At 61.7% G+C, this 14,948-nt stretch carries 13 protein-coding genes; 7 read left to right on the forward strand and 6 right to left on the reverse strand.

Going from position 1 to position 14,948, the window contains the following annotated elements; translation table 11 throughout:
* Position 1: 1 nt before the first annotated feature.
* From AD665_RS25500 to AD665_RS25530, 7 genes are all read left to right on the forward strand, one after another.
* Positions 2 to 1,006: a polysaccharide deacetylase family protein gene (locus AD665_RS25500; protein WP_053194311.1), complete on the forward strand. Its 1,005-nt coding sequence runs from the start codon at positions 2 to 4 to the stop codon at positions 1,004 to 1,006.
* Positions 1,003 to 2,307: a lipopolysaccharide biosynthesis protein gene (locus AD665_RS25505; RefSeq protein WP_053194312.1), complete on the forward strand. Its 1,305-nt coding sequence runs from the start codon at positions 1,003 to 1,005 to the stop codon at positions 2,305 to 2,307. The genes AD665_RS25500 and AD665_RS25505 overlap by 4 nt, the downstream gene beginning before the upstream one ends.
* 245 nt (positions 2,308 to 2,552) lie before the next feature.
* Positions 2,553 to 4,496 (forward strand): hypothetical protein, encoded by a 1,944-nt coding sequence (locus AD665_RS25510; RefSeq protein ID WP_053194313.1) that lies wholly within the window; start codon positions 2,553 to 2,555, stop codon positions 4,494 to 4,496.
* A complete protein-coding gene (locus AD665_RS25515; RefSeq protein WP_024780973.1) occupies positions 4,493 to 5,182 on the forward strand; it encodes a GNAT family N-acetyltransferase in 690 nt (229 codons plus the stop codon). The genes AD665_RS25510 and AD665_RS25515 overlap by 4 nt, the downstream gene beginning before the upstream one ends.
* 5 nt (positions 5,183 to 5,187) lie before the next feature.
* Positions 5,188 to 6,366 (forward strand): GNAT family N-acetyltransferase, encoded by a 1,179-nt coding sequence (locus tag AD665_RS25520; RefSeq protein WP_053194325.1) that lies wholly within the window; start codon positions 5,188 to 5,190, stop codon positions 6,364 to 6,366.
* Positions 6,338 to 7,174 carry a ChbG/HpnK family deacetylase gene (locus AD665_RS25525; protein WP_024780971.1) on the forward strand — a complete coding sequence of 279 codons (837 nt, stop codon included), beginning with the start codon at positions 6,338 to 6,340 and terminating at the stop codon, positions 7,172 to 7,174. The genes AD665_RS25520 and AD665_RS25525 overlap by 29 nt, the downstream gene beginning before the upstream one ends.
* Before the next feature lie 35 nt (positions 7,175 to 7,209).
* Positions 7,210 to 8,151, forward strand: coding sequence for an alpha/beta hydrolase (locus tag AD665_RS25530; RefSeq protein WP_053194314.1), 942 nt, complete (start codon positions 7,210 to 7,212; stop codon positions 8,149 to 8,151).
* A 724-nt stretch (positions 8,152 to 8,875) separates the two neighbouring features.
* Here AD665_RS25530 and AD665_RS25535 read toward each other — a convergent pair.
* From AD665_RS25535 to AD665_RS25560, 6 genes are all read right to left on the reverse strand, one after another.
* The gene (locus AD665_RS25535) at positions 8,876 to 10,618 is read right to left on the reverse strand and encodes an ABC transporter substrate-binding protein (RefSeq protein ID WP_024776456.1); all 1,743 of its coding nucleotides are present in this window, start codon (positions 10,616 to 10,618) and stop codon (positions 8,876 to 8,878) included.
* Between the two features lie 121 nt (positions 10,619 to 10,739).
* Positions 10,740 to 11,012, reverse strand: a complete 273-nt coding sequence (locus AD665_RS25540) for a DUF2160 domain-containing protein (RefSeq protein WP_024776455.1) — start codon at positions 11,010 to 11,012, stop codon at positions 10,740 to 10,742.
* Positions 11,013 to 11,022: 10 nt separating this feature from the next.
* Positions 11,023 to 11,823, reverse strand: coding sequence for a carbohydrate ABC transporter permease (locus AD665_RS25545; protein ID WP_024776454.1), 801 nt, complete (start codon positions 11,821 to 11,823; stop codon positions 11,023 to 11,025).
* A gap of 10 nt (positions 11,824 to 11,833) precedes the next feature.
* Entirely contained in the window at positions 11,834 to 12,700 is an 867-nt protein-coding gene (locus AD665_RS25550; protein ID WP_024776453.1) for a carbohydrate ABC transporter permease, read from the reverse strand.
* Positions 12,697 to 13,806 (reverse strand): ABC transporter ATP-binding protein, encoded by a 1,110-nt coding sequence (locus AD665_RS25555; protein WP_053194315.1) that lies wholly within the window; start codon positions 13,804 to 13,806, stop codon positions 12,697 to 12,699. Before AD665_RS25555 ends, AD665_RS25550 begins: the two co-directional genes overlap by 4 nt.
* Positions 13,806 to 14,900 (reverse strand): ABC transporter ATP-binding protein, encoded by a 1,095-nt coding sequence (locus tag AD665_RS25560; RefSeq protein WP_024776451.1) that lies wholly within the window; start codon positions 14,898 to 14,900, stop codon positions 13,806 to 13,808. Before AD665_RS25560 ends, AD665_RS25555 begins: the two co-directional genes overlap by 1 nt.
* Positions 14,901 to 14,948: the final 48 nt, after the last annotated feature.

The following is a 14,948-nucleotide window of genomic DNA, read 5'->3' on the forward strand; positions in this document are numbered from 1 at the left end:
GATGTCGATCAAACAAGTCTTCAAGCTCACTGGCGGCTGGCTGTACCTGAACACATCGCTCGGCCGCGGTCCGCTGCGCGGTGCCGGCGTTATCCTGATGCTGCACCGCGTGCTGGGCAACGACCGCGCCGCCGAACTGCCTCATCGCAACGAACTGTGCGTGGGGCCGGAAGCCTTCGAACATTTACTGATCTGGCTGCAACGGTATTTCGAATGTGTGCCCCTGATGACCCTGCTGTTGGCCGACCCTGCCACCGTTCCGGACCGTCCGCGGGTCGCCCTGACCTTCGACGACGGCTGGCGCGACAACGCCATGAATGCCTTTCCCCTGCTGCGCCAATACCAGGTGCCGGCGAGTATTTTCCTGTCAACCGACTTCATCGGCAGTCGCCAGCACTTCTGGTGGGAAAGCATTGGTGAAACCTTGTGGGGCAGTCATGGCCATGTGGCACGACTGGCGCTGATAGAGCACTTGCAACAGGCCGGACGGTCGTTGCCGGTGATGCTCGATGACCTGGATGACGAACGCCGCAGCCTGTCGTTGCTGCACTACCTGCAAAGCCTCAAGACCCTCGATCCGCAAACCCTGAGCGACCTCACCGACGCCTGCCCCCCTGGTGCCCAGCCCCAGGCGCTGGACTGGACCCAGGTGCGCATGCTCGAAGATTCGGGCCTTGTGCGCTTCGGCCCTCACGGCGCCAGCCACGCAATCCTCACCAAGCTCGACGACCAGCGCTTGCACGAGGAGCTGAGCCGCAGCCGCATAGCCCTGGAAAACGCCTGCACCCAACCGTTGCCGGTGTATTGCTACCCCAATGGCGATCACGACGAACGCGTGCGCCACCAAGTGGCGGCCCACGGTTTTTCGTTCGCCCTGGGTACCGAGGCCGGGCTGTATCGCAACGACGGCGATCCGTGGAACGTGCCGCGTTTCGGTGTCAGTCAACGCAACGCCCAGCATCCCGAACTGCTGGCTTGGCGCATTCGTCGAGGGGCACGTCCATGAGCCGCGCGCATTACCTCAAACACCTGGCGCTGAGCATGGGCACGCGCCTGGCGATGATCGGCCTGCGCTTGCTGCGCAATGTATTGCTGGCACGGATCCTGGGACCCAGCGAGCGCGGGCTGTTCGCCCTGCTCAGCACCTTGCCGGACCTGATCAGTGCCGCCACCAGCGGCGGTCTGAATTCCGCCGTGGGTTATCAGGCGGCGCAGCAGCGTTCGATGGGGCTGCTGCTCAGCCAAGTGCTGGTGTTCGGTTGCCTGTTGGCCGGGTTGTTGACCCTGTTGGTGGTGGCGCTGGCGCGCGTGTTTGGCGCTGAGCTGGACATCACTCTGCAGTTGGGTTTACTGGCCTGGCTGCTGTTGCTCGCCGTACCGTTGACCGTGCTCAAGAGCGGACTGCTGACGCTGCACAATGCCTCAGGCGGCGTGGGCGGCTTCAATGCCCTGCGCCTGATGGAATCCCTGGCGCCGCTGTTGCTGTTCCTGGCGCTGTTCTGGATGTGGAAGGATGCGGCCCTGGAAGCGGCGCTGATCAGTTGGTTGACAGGCCTGAGCCTGGTGGTAGTGGCCGGCTGGGTCTGGCTGCGGCGGGATCACGAGGTGTCGCTGCAATGGGATCGCGCCAGCCAGGGCGAGCTGCTGCGCTACGGCGCACGCAGCCATCCGGACCTGCTGTTCCAGCAAGTGATACTGCGCTCGGACTACCTGTTCATCGGCGCCCTGCTGGGCAGCACCGCCCTGGGACACTACGCCATGGCCAGCGCCGCTGCCGAGCTGCTGCTGATCGTGCCGGAAGCCGTGACCACCCCCCTGATGAAGCGCCTGTTGCAACAGGACCGCGACATGCAGCGCCTGACGCCCCTGGCATTGCGCCTGACTGCCACAGTGATGCTCGGCGCGTGCCTGGGCATGGCGCTGATCGGCGAATGGCTGATCGTGACCTTGTTCGGCGTGGCCTACCAACCAGCTTATCCGGCCTTGCTGGCGCTGCTGCCGGGGCTGTTCGGGCTGTGCTATGCAAGCATCCTGCGCCTGGACCTGCTGGGCAAGAACCGGCCCGGCACGGTATCGCTGCTGATGGGTGTGGGGGCGTTGCTGAACCTGGCGTTGAACCTGCTGCTGATTCCCCGCTACGGTATCGTCGGTGCCGCCGCTGCATCTTCCATCGCTTACCTGGGGGTAACCGTGGCGTTGCTGGCAATGTACTGCCGTCTCAGCGGCGTGGCGCTGTGGCAGACGCTGATCATCCTGCCCAGCGACCTGGTGCCGATGCGGCAGATGCTGATGGGAAAATCGGCATGAGTTTCGTCGCCCCTCAGTCCGCCATCGCGAGCAGGCTCGCTCCCACAGGGTTCGGTGAGATCCCTGTGGGAGCGGGCTTGCTCGCGATGGCGGAGGCTCGGCTTGCACGGATACTGGATGTGATGACCCCTTCGCGAGCAAGTCCGCTCCCACAAGGGCCCGGTGTCGATCACAATATCCGCGGCCGATGCAGGTCCAGGGTGGGAGCGAGCCTGCTCGCGATAGGGTCGGCGCGGTGCTGGATAATGAGCGCATGCCTATGGGCCCTGGCATTTCCGGCCCATGGCGCCTCCATGTCCTGGAGCGGCATCCGCGACGGCAGCCTGTACCTGCAGACCGACCGGCCGGATCAGGTGACCGTGCGCTGGGCACCGGCCTGGCAGGCCGACGCCAATTCGGAACACTTGTACCTGCTCAACGGCCAGGGACGCCTGGTGGGCGAGCGCTTGATCAAGAGAGCCCAGGTACGTGGCGAACAACAATGGCCATTGCTGCCCGGTGCCGCCAGCTATCGCCTGGAAATCCCCGGCTACAGCTTCCGCCGCTACAGCGTCGAGCATGACGCGCGTACCCAGGCCCTGTTCGCACCGGCCAAGGTGCATTTCAGCGCTGAGGCCCACGATGGCGACGAGTTGTATTTCAAAGTGGCCGCCGGCGAGCGAGCCATGCTGGCGGGCAAGTTCCACGGCGGTGTGCAAGCCTTGCAGGCCCGACGTGTCGCCGACGGCAAACAGCTGCAGTTGAACCTCAAGCGCTACCCGGCCTATTGGCAGTTCGATCAGATCGCGCTGCCCGTCACCGACGTCGAGCAGATCTGGCGCCTGCATCTGCTGGGCAACGGCAAGGCTGCATTCTGGCTGGATGGTACTGCCAACCTGTTTGCCCAAACCCCGGCACACCTGCGACCGTTGCGCGAGGATCCGGGACAAGCGCATTTGAGGGTGTATGGCGACGTCCTGGGAACCACGCCAAAACTGGGCGTCTCCCTGCCTTACGCCATGCCGCCCCCCTCCGCCTACCCGGTCATCGATGCGCTCAAGCCCCAGGCAGCCAGCTATTACAGCTTCGTCGACGTCACCGCTGCAAAGGCGGACCACGAAGACCGTTTCCGCCGCCTGTACCAGGACCGCTTCGGCATCACCCAGGACATCACCTTGTTGGCCGGTAGCGCGCGCAAGGCCGATCTGCGGGCCGACCGGCTCAGCAACAGCGGCCTGCAGGCCTGGCTCGAATCGACTCGCGCCCTCGGTGGCAAAGGCATTCACTACTTGGGTTTCGCCGATGAGCCGAACCTCAACTACGCCGACTTCGCCAGCTACCAGCAGGTGTTCGAGAGCATGGCCAACCAGGTCCGTGCCCTACCCGCCAACGCCCGCTCAGGTGTGCGCATTGCCATTCCGGCCAGCTCGCGGTTCACCAATGGTCCCCTGGCCGAAAACGCCGCCGACAAACGTGGCATCGATTGGGCGCGCCGCCTGCTGGCCAGCTACGGCGACCAGATCGATGCCCTGGCCTGGCATGAGTGGATGGTCCGCGATCTGCTAGCCACCCGAGTGTACCGCCACAGCGTGCGTCGGGCTGCCAGCCTGGTGGGCCTGGATCACAACGGTCGACCACGCAAGGCTCTGCTGCTGGACCAGACCAACATGTCCAGCGGCTCGAGCCTGAGCCCCTACGATCAGGAAACCCATTACGCCGCCCTGTGGTGGACCTCCGTGGTGATCAATGCCTCCGCCGACGGCCTGTTGGACATGCTCAACTGGTTCCAATCCGCCGACGAACCGGAGTACCCCAAGGGCATGGTCCGGGTGCTTGGCAATGATCGCTTCGAGCTCAAGCCGGTGGGCCTGGCCCAACAATTCATCCGACAACATTGGCTCGACCAGGTGCTGCGCCTGGACAACGACGCGTTTGAAGTGGACGCCCTGGCGATGGCCACCGGCTCGCAACGCAGCCTGCTGGGCGTGAATAAAAGCACCCGGGCGCAACAGGTCAGCATCGATGGCACGCCTTGCCCGCAGACACAGCCGACCCTGGTCTATTTCGGTCCGGACAACCACAGCCGCAACGCCCCGCTCAATTGCGAGGCCGGGCAGATCCGTTTTCTCCTGCCAGGGGAAACCCTGTTTGCCCTGGGCTGGAGTGCTTCCTCTTTTCCCCAACCCGCCACCCGTCAGGAGGCACCATGAACCTACTGCAAAAATTGCGTGATCGCATCCAGAAGAAAGGCCTGCGCTCGGTTCTCAAGCAGGTGATACGCCGCTACGTGTTTTTCCATTCGCAACTGGTGTGGCTGGAGCACGATGTACGGATCCCGTTGCCGCCGCATAACCTCAAGCCCTACCCGCCGATGCGTAAGGAGTTCATCACCGTCAGCAATGCCGATGCGTTCGCCAGGCATTTCGGCGACCGCGTCGAAACCATGCGCGAACTGGCCGCCGAAGGTTACACAGGCTTGATGTACCTGGATGATCAGGGCGACACCGTGGGTTTCGCCTGGGCCAGTACGCGAGACTATTTCGATCGCCATTTCTATCGCTGCCTGTTCCCGATCAAGCCTGGTGAATACTTTCAGTTCGGTGGAGAGATGATCCGTGCGTATTGGGGGTCCAGGATGTCGGCCGACGTACAACAGGATATGTGGGAAATCATGGCGCAAAAGGGTTGCGACAAGATGGTCGATGTCTGCGACCTGCAGAACATTCCGGCGATCAAAATGCATATACGCATGGACTTCCAGGAACGCGGCCAGATCACCCATGTGTATTGCCTGTTCGGTCGCTGGCGCTTCTTCCGTGACACGTTCTACGACGGTTCTGTATTGGACACCTTTCGCAAGCCGGCGCAACCGACCGCCACGACGGCGGCGGCCTGATGGCAATGGCGATCCGGTTCCAGTGGTGCCGCTCCCTGAGCGCAGAACTGTTTCCGACAACAGCTTATGAACAGCTGCGAACCCAGGTGGCCGATACGACGCCGTTCAACACCCTGGCCTGGCTGCAAGCGGCAGAGCTGGCGCTGCGGCCCGATCAGGAATTGCATGTGCTACTGGGCTGGCAGGATCAGGCGCTTTGCCTGTGCCTGCCCCTGGTCACCACGCGTGAACGCATCGGCGGGCTGCGGTTTCGGGTGTTGCGTCACCTGGGCTATCCCCTGGCCGACCGCATCGCCTTGCTGGTGCGCCTGGACGCCGACGCCATGGGCCAGGCATTGATGCAGATCCGCCAGCACCTGCCCCACGCATTGCTACAGTTCAATGAAGTGATCGAACCGGTCGGTGAAGAAAGCGCCCTCAGTACCTGGATGGCGCTGAGTTCCACCGGAGAGCGGCGGTTGAGTTGCCGAGTGCCGGTGCATCTGATCAGCGACAGCGACCGCCAGGAGATTTCCGGCGATCCGCGCTACAAGCTGCGCCGGGCGCGCAAGCGGATCGCCGCGTGCGGTGCCCGAATCCAGAGAGTGACACCGGATGCCATCGGCATGGGGCCGCTGTTGCGAACCCTTGCCGAAGTCGAGGCTGCCAGTTGGAAAGGCGAAGAAGGTGTCGGCATCTTCTCCGAACCCAGGCACCGACAATGGATGAACCACGCCTTTACAGCCCTCGCCGCCGAAGGTCTGGTACGGGTGGTGATGCTGGAGCTGGACGGACACTGCATCAGCTACCGCCTCGGCCTGCTGGAGCACGGACGCTTGTACGACTACAACCTCGCGTTCCTGCCGGAGCATGCCGACCTGGGCAGCGGTCGAGTGTTGCTGGAAGAATGGATTCGCTGGGGACTGGATGACAACTGGCACTGGATCGATGCGTCGCGGGTCAGCCTGGAGAACTCCAACCATCAGTTGCATGAACGCATGACCGGACAGCTGGAACATTGGCGCTGGAGTTTCTGCTCATGGCAGCCCGGCGGGCTGGCCCTGGGGTTCGCCTTGCGCCTATGGAAAAGTCTCAAGCCATGGCTTCGCAAGCGCCCGACCGGCCAAACCACCCCCCTCCCTTCGTCCCCCCCTCCCAAGCGTCAGGAGAACGTGAATGCCCCAACAAGTGATCGTCAATGCTGACGATTTCGGACTCAGCCTCAGTGAGAATACGCTCATCCTGCAGGCCTTCGAGGCAGGCGTGATCAGTTCCGCCACGGCCATGGCCAATATGCCGGGCTTCGAACAGGCCTGTGAACTGGCCCAACACCCCCTGCTCAATGGCCGTATCGGCCTGCATTTCAACCTGAGCCACGGCGCGCCACTGAGCCGGGCGATTGCATCGCGTCCGGCATTTTGTGATGCCAATGGCAAGTTCGACCTGAACCTGTCCCGTTACTGCCTGCGCCTGGGCGCCAAGGATCGCGCTGCCGTGCGAGAAGAACTCGAAGCCCAGTGGCAGCGCTGCCTGGACCACGGACTGCACCCCAGCCACCTCGATTCCCACCAGCATGTACACAACATCTGGCCCATCGGTGAACTGGTGGCCCGCTTCGCCGCCCGGCACAGCGTGCCCATACGCCTGGCCCGTAATCTGGGGGCGAACCTGAACCTGCCCAAACGCATCTTCAAGTCCCTGCTCAACCGTCGAATGCGCTACCTCAGCGGCGCCACGGCCGACCACGTTTGCACGCCGGCCGACTTGCAACATGCCGCACCGCCGATCCATGGCTCTCTCGAGGTGATCGTGCATCCGCAGCACCTTGAAGGGGACTTTGGCGATGCCAGCCTGGAGGCCGGGCGTTCATTGACCGAGGTGCTGCGCAAACGCCTGGAGGGGGTGCCCAAGGTGCCATATCGCAGGGCGGGACAGCGGTTGGTATTGGCTGAGTTTGGGGATGTACATGACAGCCTTCCAGAAATCTCTCCACCCTGCGAGCGGATCTGTTAAAACGCATCTTCTGTCTTGAGTAGCGAGTCGCGTCGATGTCTTCATCCTTACTCCCTCGTCGTCGGCGCCGCTGGCTCGCCTATTTGTGCATGGCTGCGATGGTGGGCGGTTTGCCGGTGGGCTGCGCGGTGTTGCAACACAAGGAGCGGGAGCTGGTGTTTCGCATCGAACCGGGAACGGCGAGCTGGTTCAGCGGCCTTCCGAGCAGCGTGCAGGAGTTCGACCTCAAGCCCAAAAGCTTCAAGGCCGGGGAAAATATCCATGGCTGGTGGTGGCCGGCCGAACGCAAGAAGGCGCCGGCGATCCTGTATTTGCACGGGGTGCGCTGGAACCTGACTGGCCAGTTGTTCCGCATCCAGCAACTGCGCGCCCTGGGCTTTTCGGTGCTGGCGATCGATTACCGGGGTTTCGGCAAGAGCCATGGCGAGCTGCCGTCCGAGGCCAGTGTCTATGAAGATGCGCGATTCGCCTGGGAGCGGCTTGAAGCGTTGCAACCGGACCCGGCCCTGCGGCTGATCTACGGTCACTCCCTGGGCGGCGCCGTCGCGGTGGACCTCGCCGCCGAACTCGGCCAGAAGGCCGCGAAAGACGGCAGCGTCGTGCCGGCCCAAGGCCTGGTCATCGAGTCCACGTTCACCTCCCTGGGCGACGTGGCGACCGCCATGGCGGATACCTCCCTGCCCGTGCGCTGGCTGCTGTCGCAGAAGTTCGACTCCATCGACAAGATCCCCGAAATCAACATGCCGCTGCTGGTGGTGCATGGCGCGGCAGACAACTACGTTCCGCCTCGTTTCAGCGAGCAACTGTTCAAGGCGGCCCATGAGCCGAAGCATCTGCTGCTGGTGCCTGGGGGAACGCACAACAACAGCATGAGCCTGGCCGGCAAGAACTATCGGCAGGCGCTGGATACACTGATGAAAGCCACCCCCACCCCTATGGCCGGAGGTCCCCAGGCCAGCAAGGTCAAGGCAGGCTGAAGACATTGCCGTGGGAGCGAGCTTGCTCGCGATGGCGGTGAGTCTGCTGGTATCGATGTGAATGGGCTGACGTCATCGCGAGCAGGCTCGCTCCCACAGGGTTCGGTGGTGTGCCTGGGTGTTGTGGACCTCCACGATCCGGTGTGGGAGCGAGCCTGCTCGCGATGGCGGAGGGTCTGTTGGTCTTGATGTTGGATGGGCTGATGTCATCGCGAGCAGGCTCGCTCCCACAGGGTTCGGTGGTGTGCCTGGGTGTTGTGGACCTCCACGATCCGGTGTGGGAGCGAGCCTGCTCGCGATGGCGGAGGGTCTGTTGGTCTTGATGTTGGATGGGCTGATGTCATCGCGGGCAAGCCCGGCTCCCACAGGGTTCGGTGGTGTGCCTGGAGGTTGTGGGCTTCCACGATCCGGTGTGGGAGCGAGCCTGCTCGCGATGGCGGTGGGTCTGTTGGTATCGATGTGAATGGGCTGACGTCATCGCGGGCAAGCCCAGCTCCCACAGGGTTCGGTGGTGTGTCTGAGGTTGTGGGCCTCCACAATCCAGTGTGGGAGCGAGCCTGCTCGCGATGGCGGTGGGTCTGTTGGCCTTGATGTTGGATGGGCCGGTGTCATCGCGAGCAGGCTCGCTCCCACAGGGTTTGGTGGTGTGTCTGGAGGTTGTGGGCTTCTTTTCAAGGCTCAAAAAAACGGCACCTTTCGGTGCCGTTCATTTATTGCAGGGCGCTTACTTGCGGGCAGCTTCCCACGATTTCAGCAGTTCGGCGTAGCTCACGGTTTCGCCTTTAGGCTTCTCGTTCGCCAGTTTTGGCTTCGGTGCGCCCGGTTGGTCGAACCAGTATTGCGCATCGCGTTCCGGGTTCATTTTCGGCGCGCAGGTAGCCTGGGCCTTGGAACGTTCCAGACGGGTCATGATTGCGTCCTGATCCTTCGCCAGGCCGTCGAGTGCCTGCTGCGGAGTCTTCTCGCCGCTGGCCGCTTCGGCGATGTGGCTCCACCACAGCTGCGCCAGACGCGGATAGTCCGGTACGTTGGTCCCGGTCGGGGTCCATTGCACGCGGGCCGGGCTACGATAGAACTCCACCAGGCCACCCAGCTTCGGTGCCAGGTCGGTCATCGCCTGCGAGTTGATGTCCGACTCACGAATCGGCGTCAGGCCGACGATGGTTTTCTTCAGGGACACGGTTTTCGACGTCACGAACTGCGCGTACAGCCAGGCCGCGAGTCTCTGCTTCTCAGGCGTGGACTTCATGAAGGTCCAGGAACCCACGTCCTGATACCCCAGCTTCATGCCCTCTTCCCAGTACGGACCGCGTGGCGAAGGTGCCATACGCCATTTCGGCGTGCCGTCCGCATTGACCACCGGCAGGCCCGGCTTGGTCATGTCGGCGGTGAAAGCGGTGTACCAGAAAATCTGCTGGGCGATGTTGCCCTGGGACGGTACCGGGCCAGACTCGGAGAACGTCATGCCCGCCGCTTCCGGTGGCGCGTACTTCTTCAGCCAATCCACGTATTTGGTGGTGGCGAACACGGCCGCAGGGCCGTTGGTATCGCCGCCACGGGTCACGCTGGAACCGACCGGATGGCAGTCCTCGACACGGATGCCCCACTCGTCCACTGGCAAGCCGTTGGGCAGGCCTTTGTCGCCACCACCAGCCATGGAGAACCAGGCATCGGTGAAGCGCCAGCCCAGGGACGGGTCTTTCTTGCCGTAGTCCATGTGGCCGTAGACGCGCTTGCCGTCGATCTCCTTGACGTCTTCGGAGAAGAACTTGGCGATGTCTTCATAGGCCGACCAGTTCACCGGTACACCCAGCTCGTAGCCGTACTTCTCCTTGAACTTGGCCTTCAGGTCCGGCCGCTCGAACCAGTCGGCGCGGAACCAGTAGAGGTTGGCGAATTGCTGGTCGGGCAGTTGATAGAGCTTGCCGTCCGGTGCGGTGGTGAAGGAAGTCCCGATGAAGTCCTTGAGGTCCAGGGTCGGCGAAGTGAAGTTCTTGCCTTCGTTGGCCATCAGATCAGTGATCGATTCGGTCTTGCCGTAGCGAAAGTGCGTACCAATGAGGTCCGAATCGTTGACCCAGCCGTCATAGATGTTTTTGTCCGACTGCATCACCGTCTGCATCTTTTCCACCACGTCGCCTTCTTGCAGCAGGTCGTGGGTCAACTGGATCCCGGTGATTTCGGTGAAGGCCTTGGCCAGTACCTTGGACTCGTATTCGTGAGTGGTCAGGGTTTCCGACACCACGTTGATCTTCATGCCGCGAAACGGCTCGGATGCCTTGATGAACCATTTGAGTTCTTCAAGCTGTTGGGCTTCCGTCAAGGTCGACGGTTTGAATTCACTGCCGATCCATTTTTTAGCGGCGTCTTCATAGGCGTCAGCCCAGGCCACAGCGCTCAACCCGCTGAGTGCCAGTGCGGCAGCCAATGAAACGCTATGTCGCAGCTTATTGTTTTTATTGAACATAGAGACCTCCTGTTTGGGTTTAAGAGCCTGATCGTCGAATGACTAGTGGCCTGTTCGGTTAATTCGAGTACTCAAGTCCTGGTGCCGAAGTTGAGTGGGCGAATTAGCCACACAGGCCACTTCAGCCCCACCGCATCACTGCCAACAGCCACACCCAAGACAACGCGAACGCTATCCAGATGCTCCAGTCGGTGGCGCCGATTACCAGCAGGTGCAGGTAGGCGCTACCGAGAAGACCGATAAACAACCGGTCGCCACGGGTCGTGGCAATCGGCAGGAAACCACGCCGAGGGATGCTCGGCGAACGCAACTCCCAAGTGGTCATGCCTACCAGGAACAAGGCGATAACCCCAAAAAATACCGCTGTGGGGACGGTCCAATTCATCCATTCCATCATCGACTCCTCAGACTCGGCCCAGGGCAAAGCCCTTGGCCACATGATTGCGAACGAACCAGATCACCAGCATGCCCGGCAGGATGGTCAACACCCCCGCCGCCGCCAGCACCCCCCAGTCGATACCCGAGGCCGACACGGTACGGGTCATGACCGCAGCGATCGGCTTGGCATTCACCGAGGTGAGCGTGCGGGCCAGCAACAGTTCGACCCAGGAAAACATGAAGCAGAAGAACGCCGTCACGCCGATGCCCGAGCCGATCAACGGGATAAAGATCTTGGCGAAGAACTTGGGGAAACTGTAGCCGTCAATGTAGGCGGTCTCGTCAATTTCTTTCGGCACCCCGGACATGAAGCCTTCGAGGATCCACACCGCCAGCGGTACGTTGAACAGGCAGTGAGCCAAGGCCACGGCGATATGGGTGTCGAACAGCCCGATGGACGAATACAGCTGGAAGAACGGCAACAGGAACACCGCCGGTGGCGCCATGCGGTTGGTCAGCAGCCAGAAGAACAGATGCTTGTCCCCCAGGAACCGGTAGCGCGAGAAGGCATAAGCCGCCGGCAACGCCACACTCAGGGAAATCACCGTGTTCAGGCTCACGTAGTAGAGCGAGTTCAAATAACCGGTGTACCAGCTCGGGTCGGTGAAAATCACCTTGTAGTTCTGGAAGGTGAAATCCTGTGGCCAGAGGGTCAGGCCGCCGAGGATTTCAGTGTTGCTCTTGAACGACATGTTCAGCAGCCAGTAGATGGGCACCAGCAGGAACAGGATGTAGAGCAGCAACGGGATCAGCTTTTTATTGCTCATCGTGCAGGCCTCAACGGTTGGCGTCGGAGTGAGTCATGGCGGTGTAGAACAACCACGACACCAACAGAATGATCAGGAAGTACACCAGGGAAAACGCTGCCGCCGGCCCCAGGTCGAACTGACCGATGGCCATCTGCGTCAGGGTCTGGCTCAGGAACGTGGTGGCGTTACCCGGGCCGCCGCCGGTGAGCACGAACGGTTCGGTGTAGATCATGAAACTGTCCATGAAGCGCAGCATCACCGCGATCAGCAGCACGCTCTTCATCTTCGGCAACTGGATGTGCCGGAACACCGCCCAGTTGGACGCCCGATCGATCCGCGCCGCCTGGTAATACACATCCGGGATCGCCCGCAGCCCGGAGTAGCACAGCAGCGCCACCAGCGAGGTCCAGTGCCAGACGTCCATCACCAGCACCGTCACCCAGGCGTCCATGGTGTTGGCCGCATAGTTATAGTTGATACCGAGGGCGTTGAGGGTCCAGCCGAGCAGGCCGATATCGCCGCGACCGAAAATCTGCCAGATCGTACCGACCACGTTCCATGGGATCAGCAGCGGGATCGCCAGGATGATCAACACCAGGGACGACCATTTGCCCTTGGTCGGCATGGTCAGGGCGATGGCGATGCCCAGGGGGATTTCGATCAACAGCACGCACGCCGAATAGATGAACTGGCGCAGCAGCGAGTCGTGCAACCGTGGGTCCATCAGTACTTGCTTGTACCAGTCGGCACCGACGAAGTAGCGGCTGGACTGGTCGAAGATGTCCTGCACCGAATAGTTGACCACGGTCATCATCGGGATCACCGCACTGAAGGCCACCAGCAGGAACACTGGCAACACCAGCCACCAGGCCTTGTTGTTCTGCACCTTGTTCATGGCTGCACCTCGCTCAACGGTTCCAGCAAATATTCATCGGCATAGACCATCAGCCATTGGGCCGGGAAGCTGATATACGCCGTGCCTTCCGGCACCGGTTTGTCTTCGGCCAGGCGCACCTTCAGCGGCACGCCGTCGAGACTGAGAGTCAGAATCTTATAGGTGCCCAGGTCTTCGACATGCATCACCTCGGCGCGCATCGCGTCGTCGTAGGGGCCCTCCCAGACGTGGACGAACTCAGGGCGGATACCGACTTTCAGGGTTTTGCCTTCAGCCTCGGCCACCCGCTTCTGCAAGGTTTCGGACAGCGGCAGATGGGTCGAGCCGAAACCGACGCCGCCGGGTTGCACGGTGACCTCGATCAGGTTCATTCCCGGACTGCCAATGAAGTAGCCGACAAAGGTGTGGCTCGGACGCTCGAACAACTCCCGGGGCGTGCCGAACTGCACGATCTGACCGCCATACATCACCGCGATCTTGTCGGCGAAGGTCGATGCTTCCAACTGGTCGTGGGTGACGTAGACCATGGTGATGTTGAACTGCTCGTGAATCTGCTTGAGCTTGCGCCGCAGCTTCCACTTCAGGTGCGGGTCGATCACCGTCAGCGGTTCGTCGAACAGGATCGCCGACACGTCGTCGCGCACCAGCCCACGGCCCATGGAGACTTTCTGTTTCTCATCGGCTGTGAGGTTGCGAGCCTTCTTGTCCAACAGACTCTGCAGGTCGAGGACCTCGGCAATTTCCTGCACCTTGGTGTGGATTTTCGCTTCGGCCATGCCCTGGTTGCGCAGCGGAAACGCCAGGTTGTCGAACACCGTCATGGTGTCGTACACCACCGGGAACTGGAATACCTGGGCGATGTTACGCTGCTCCGGGCTCATGTCGTTGACGACTTTGTTGTCGAACTTTACCTGGCCCTCGGAAGGGCTGAGCAAGCCGGAAATGATGTTGAGCAAGGTGGATTTACCGCACCCTGAAGGCCCGAGCAACGCATAGGCGCCGCCCTGTTCCCAGACGTGGTTCATCTCGCGGATCGCGTAATCCTCGGGGCCCGCCGGAGTGCTGGTGTAACTGTGGGCGAGGTTCTGCAAATGAATTTCAGCCATCAGGCAACCCTCGCAATACGCTGACCCGGAGCCTGAACCAACTTGCCCTGGGCATCGAAGACAAACAGTTTGTGGGTCGGGATGTAGATACGGATCGGCGCATCCACGTCGTACTCATGCACGCCGGGCAGGTGCAGCACCAACAGGAAGTGTTCGTTGCGTACGTGCAGGAAAGTCTCCGAGCCGCTGATCTCGGCCACCTCGACGGTCACCGCCAGTTCCAGGTCGTCGTCGTTGCTCGGCACCAGCGAGATGTGGCTGGGGCGCACACCGAAACGGAATTCACCCTCGCCCACCGGACGCAGGTCGACGTTCAGCGGGAAGTGCACGAAGTTGGCGAAGCTCACTTCATTATCGGCAATGCGTCCTGGCATGAGGTTGATGGGCGGCTCGGAAAACAGCTCGGCGGCCAGCACGGTTTGCGGCTGGTGGTAGACCGAGGCCGCCTTGCCGCTCTGGATCACCCGGCCTTCGTGAAGAATGGTGGTGGTGCCGCCCAGGGCCAACGCTTCGTTGGGCTCGGTGGTGGCATAGACGGCGATGGTGTGACGGGCCTGGAACAGCTCACGCATTTCCTGGCGAAGCTCTTCACGCAGCTTGTAGTCCAGGTTCACCAGGGGCTCGTCGAACAGGATCAGCTCGGCATCCTTGACCAGCGCGCGGGCCATGGCGGTACGCTGCTGCTGGCCGCCGGACAGTTCCAGTGGATGGCGCTTCAGGAACTTCTCGATCCGCAGCATCTTCGCGGTTTCCAGCACTTTGCTCTGGATCACCTCGTTGGACACACCGGCCTGGCGCAACGGCGAGGCGATGTTTTCGAAAACGGTCATGGTCGGGTAGTTGATGAACTGCTGATAGACCATCGATACGTTGCGCAGCCGCACCGGGCGATTGGTCACATCAACGCCATTCATCAGGATGCGACCACTGTCGGGCTTGTCCAGGCCGGCCATCAGGCGCATGAGGCTGGTCTTGCCGGACAATGTGCGGCCCAACAGAACGTTGAAGGATCCGGGTTCGAAATTCAGGTTGGCATCGTCGATCCAGGTCTGGCCCTCGACGGTGCGACAAATGTGCTCAAGCGTTAATGACATGGCTCGGCCTTTTTATTTTTGGGAGTCAAGCGACCGAAGATTAAAAGC

Origin of the sequence: Pseudomonas corrugata (assembly GCF_001269905.1) — a bacterium.
GTDB lineage: Bacteria > Pseudomonadota > Gammaproteobacteria > Pseudomonadales > Pseudomonadaceae > Aquipseudomonas > Aquipseudomonas corrugata.

Excerpts from the sequence above, each read along its gene's own strand:
- AD665_RS25540 (WP_024776455.1), bottom strand. The coding sequence starts at position 11,012 with ATGGAATGGATGAATTGGACCGTCCCCACAGCGGTATTTTTTGGGGTT.
- AD665_RS25555 (WP_053194315.1), bottom strand. The coding sequence starts at position 13,806 with ATGGCTGAAATTCATTTGCAGAACCTCGCCCACAGTTACACCAGCACT.
- AD665_RS25500 (WP_053194311.1), top strand. The coding sequence starts at position 2 with ATGTCGATCAAACAAGTCTTCAAGCTCACTGGCGGCTGGCTGTACCTG.
- AD665_RS25545 (WP_024776454.1), bottom strand. The coding sequence starts at position 11,823 with ATGAGCAATAAAAAGCTGATCCCGTTGCTGCTCTACATCCTGTTCCTG.
- AD665_RS25520 (WP_053194325.1), top strand. The coding sequence starts at position 5,188 with ATGGCGATCCGGTTCCAGTGGTGCCGCTCCCTGAGCGCAGAACTGTTT.
- AD665_RS25560 (WP_024776451.1), bottom strand. The coding sequence starts at position 14,900 with ATGTCATTAACGCTTGAGCACATTTGTCGCACCGTCGAGGGCCAGACC.
- AD665_RS25510 (WP_053194313.1), top strand. The coding sequence starts at position 2,553 with ATGAGCGCATGCCTATGGGCCCTGGCATTTCCGGCCCATGGCGCCTCC.
- AD665_RS25525 (WP_024780971.1), top strand. The coding sequence starts at position 6,338 with ATGCCCCAACAAGTGATCGTCAATGCTGACGATTTCGGACTCAGCCTC.
- AD665_RS25550 (WP_024776453.1), bottom strand. The coding sequence starts at position 12,700 with ATGAACAAGGTGCAGAACAACAAGGCCTGGTGGCTGGTGTTGCCAGTG.
- AD665_RS25530 (WP_053194314.1), top strand. The coding sequence starts at position 7,210 with ATGTCTTCATCCTTACTCCCTCGTCGTCGGCGCCGCTGGCTCGCCTAT.
- AD665_RS25535 (WP_024776456.1), bottom strand. The coding sequence starts at position 10,618 with ATGTTCAATAAAAACAATAAGCTGCGACATAGCGTTTCATTGGCTGCC.
- AD665_RS25505 (WP_053194312.1), top strand. The coding sequence starts at position 1,003 with ATGAGCCGCGCGCATTACCTCAAACACCTGGCGCTGAGCATGGGCACG.
- AD665_RS25515 (WP_024780973.1), top strand. The coding sequence starts at position 4,493 with ATGAACCTACTGCAAAAATTGCGTGATCGCATCCAGAAGAAAGGCCTG.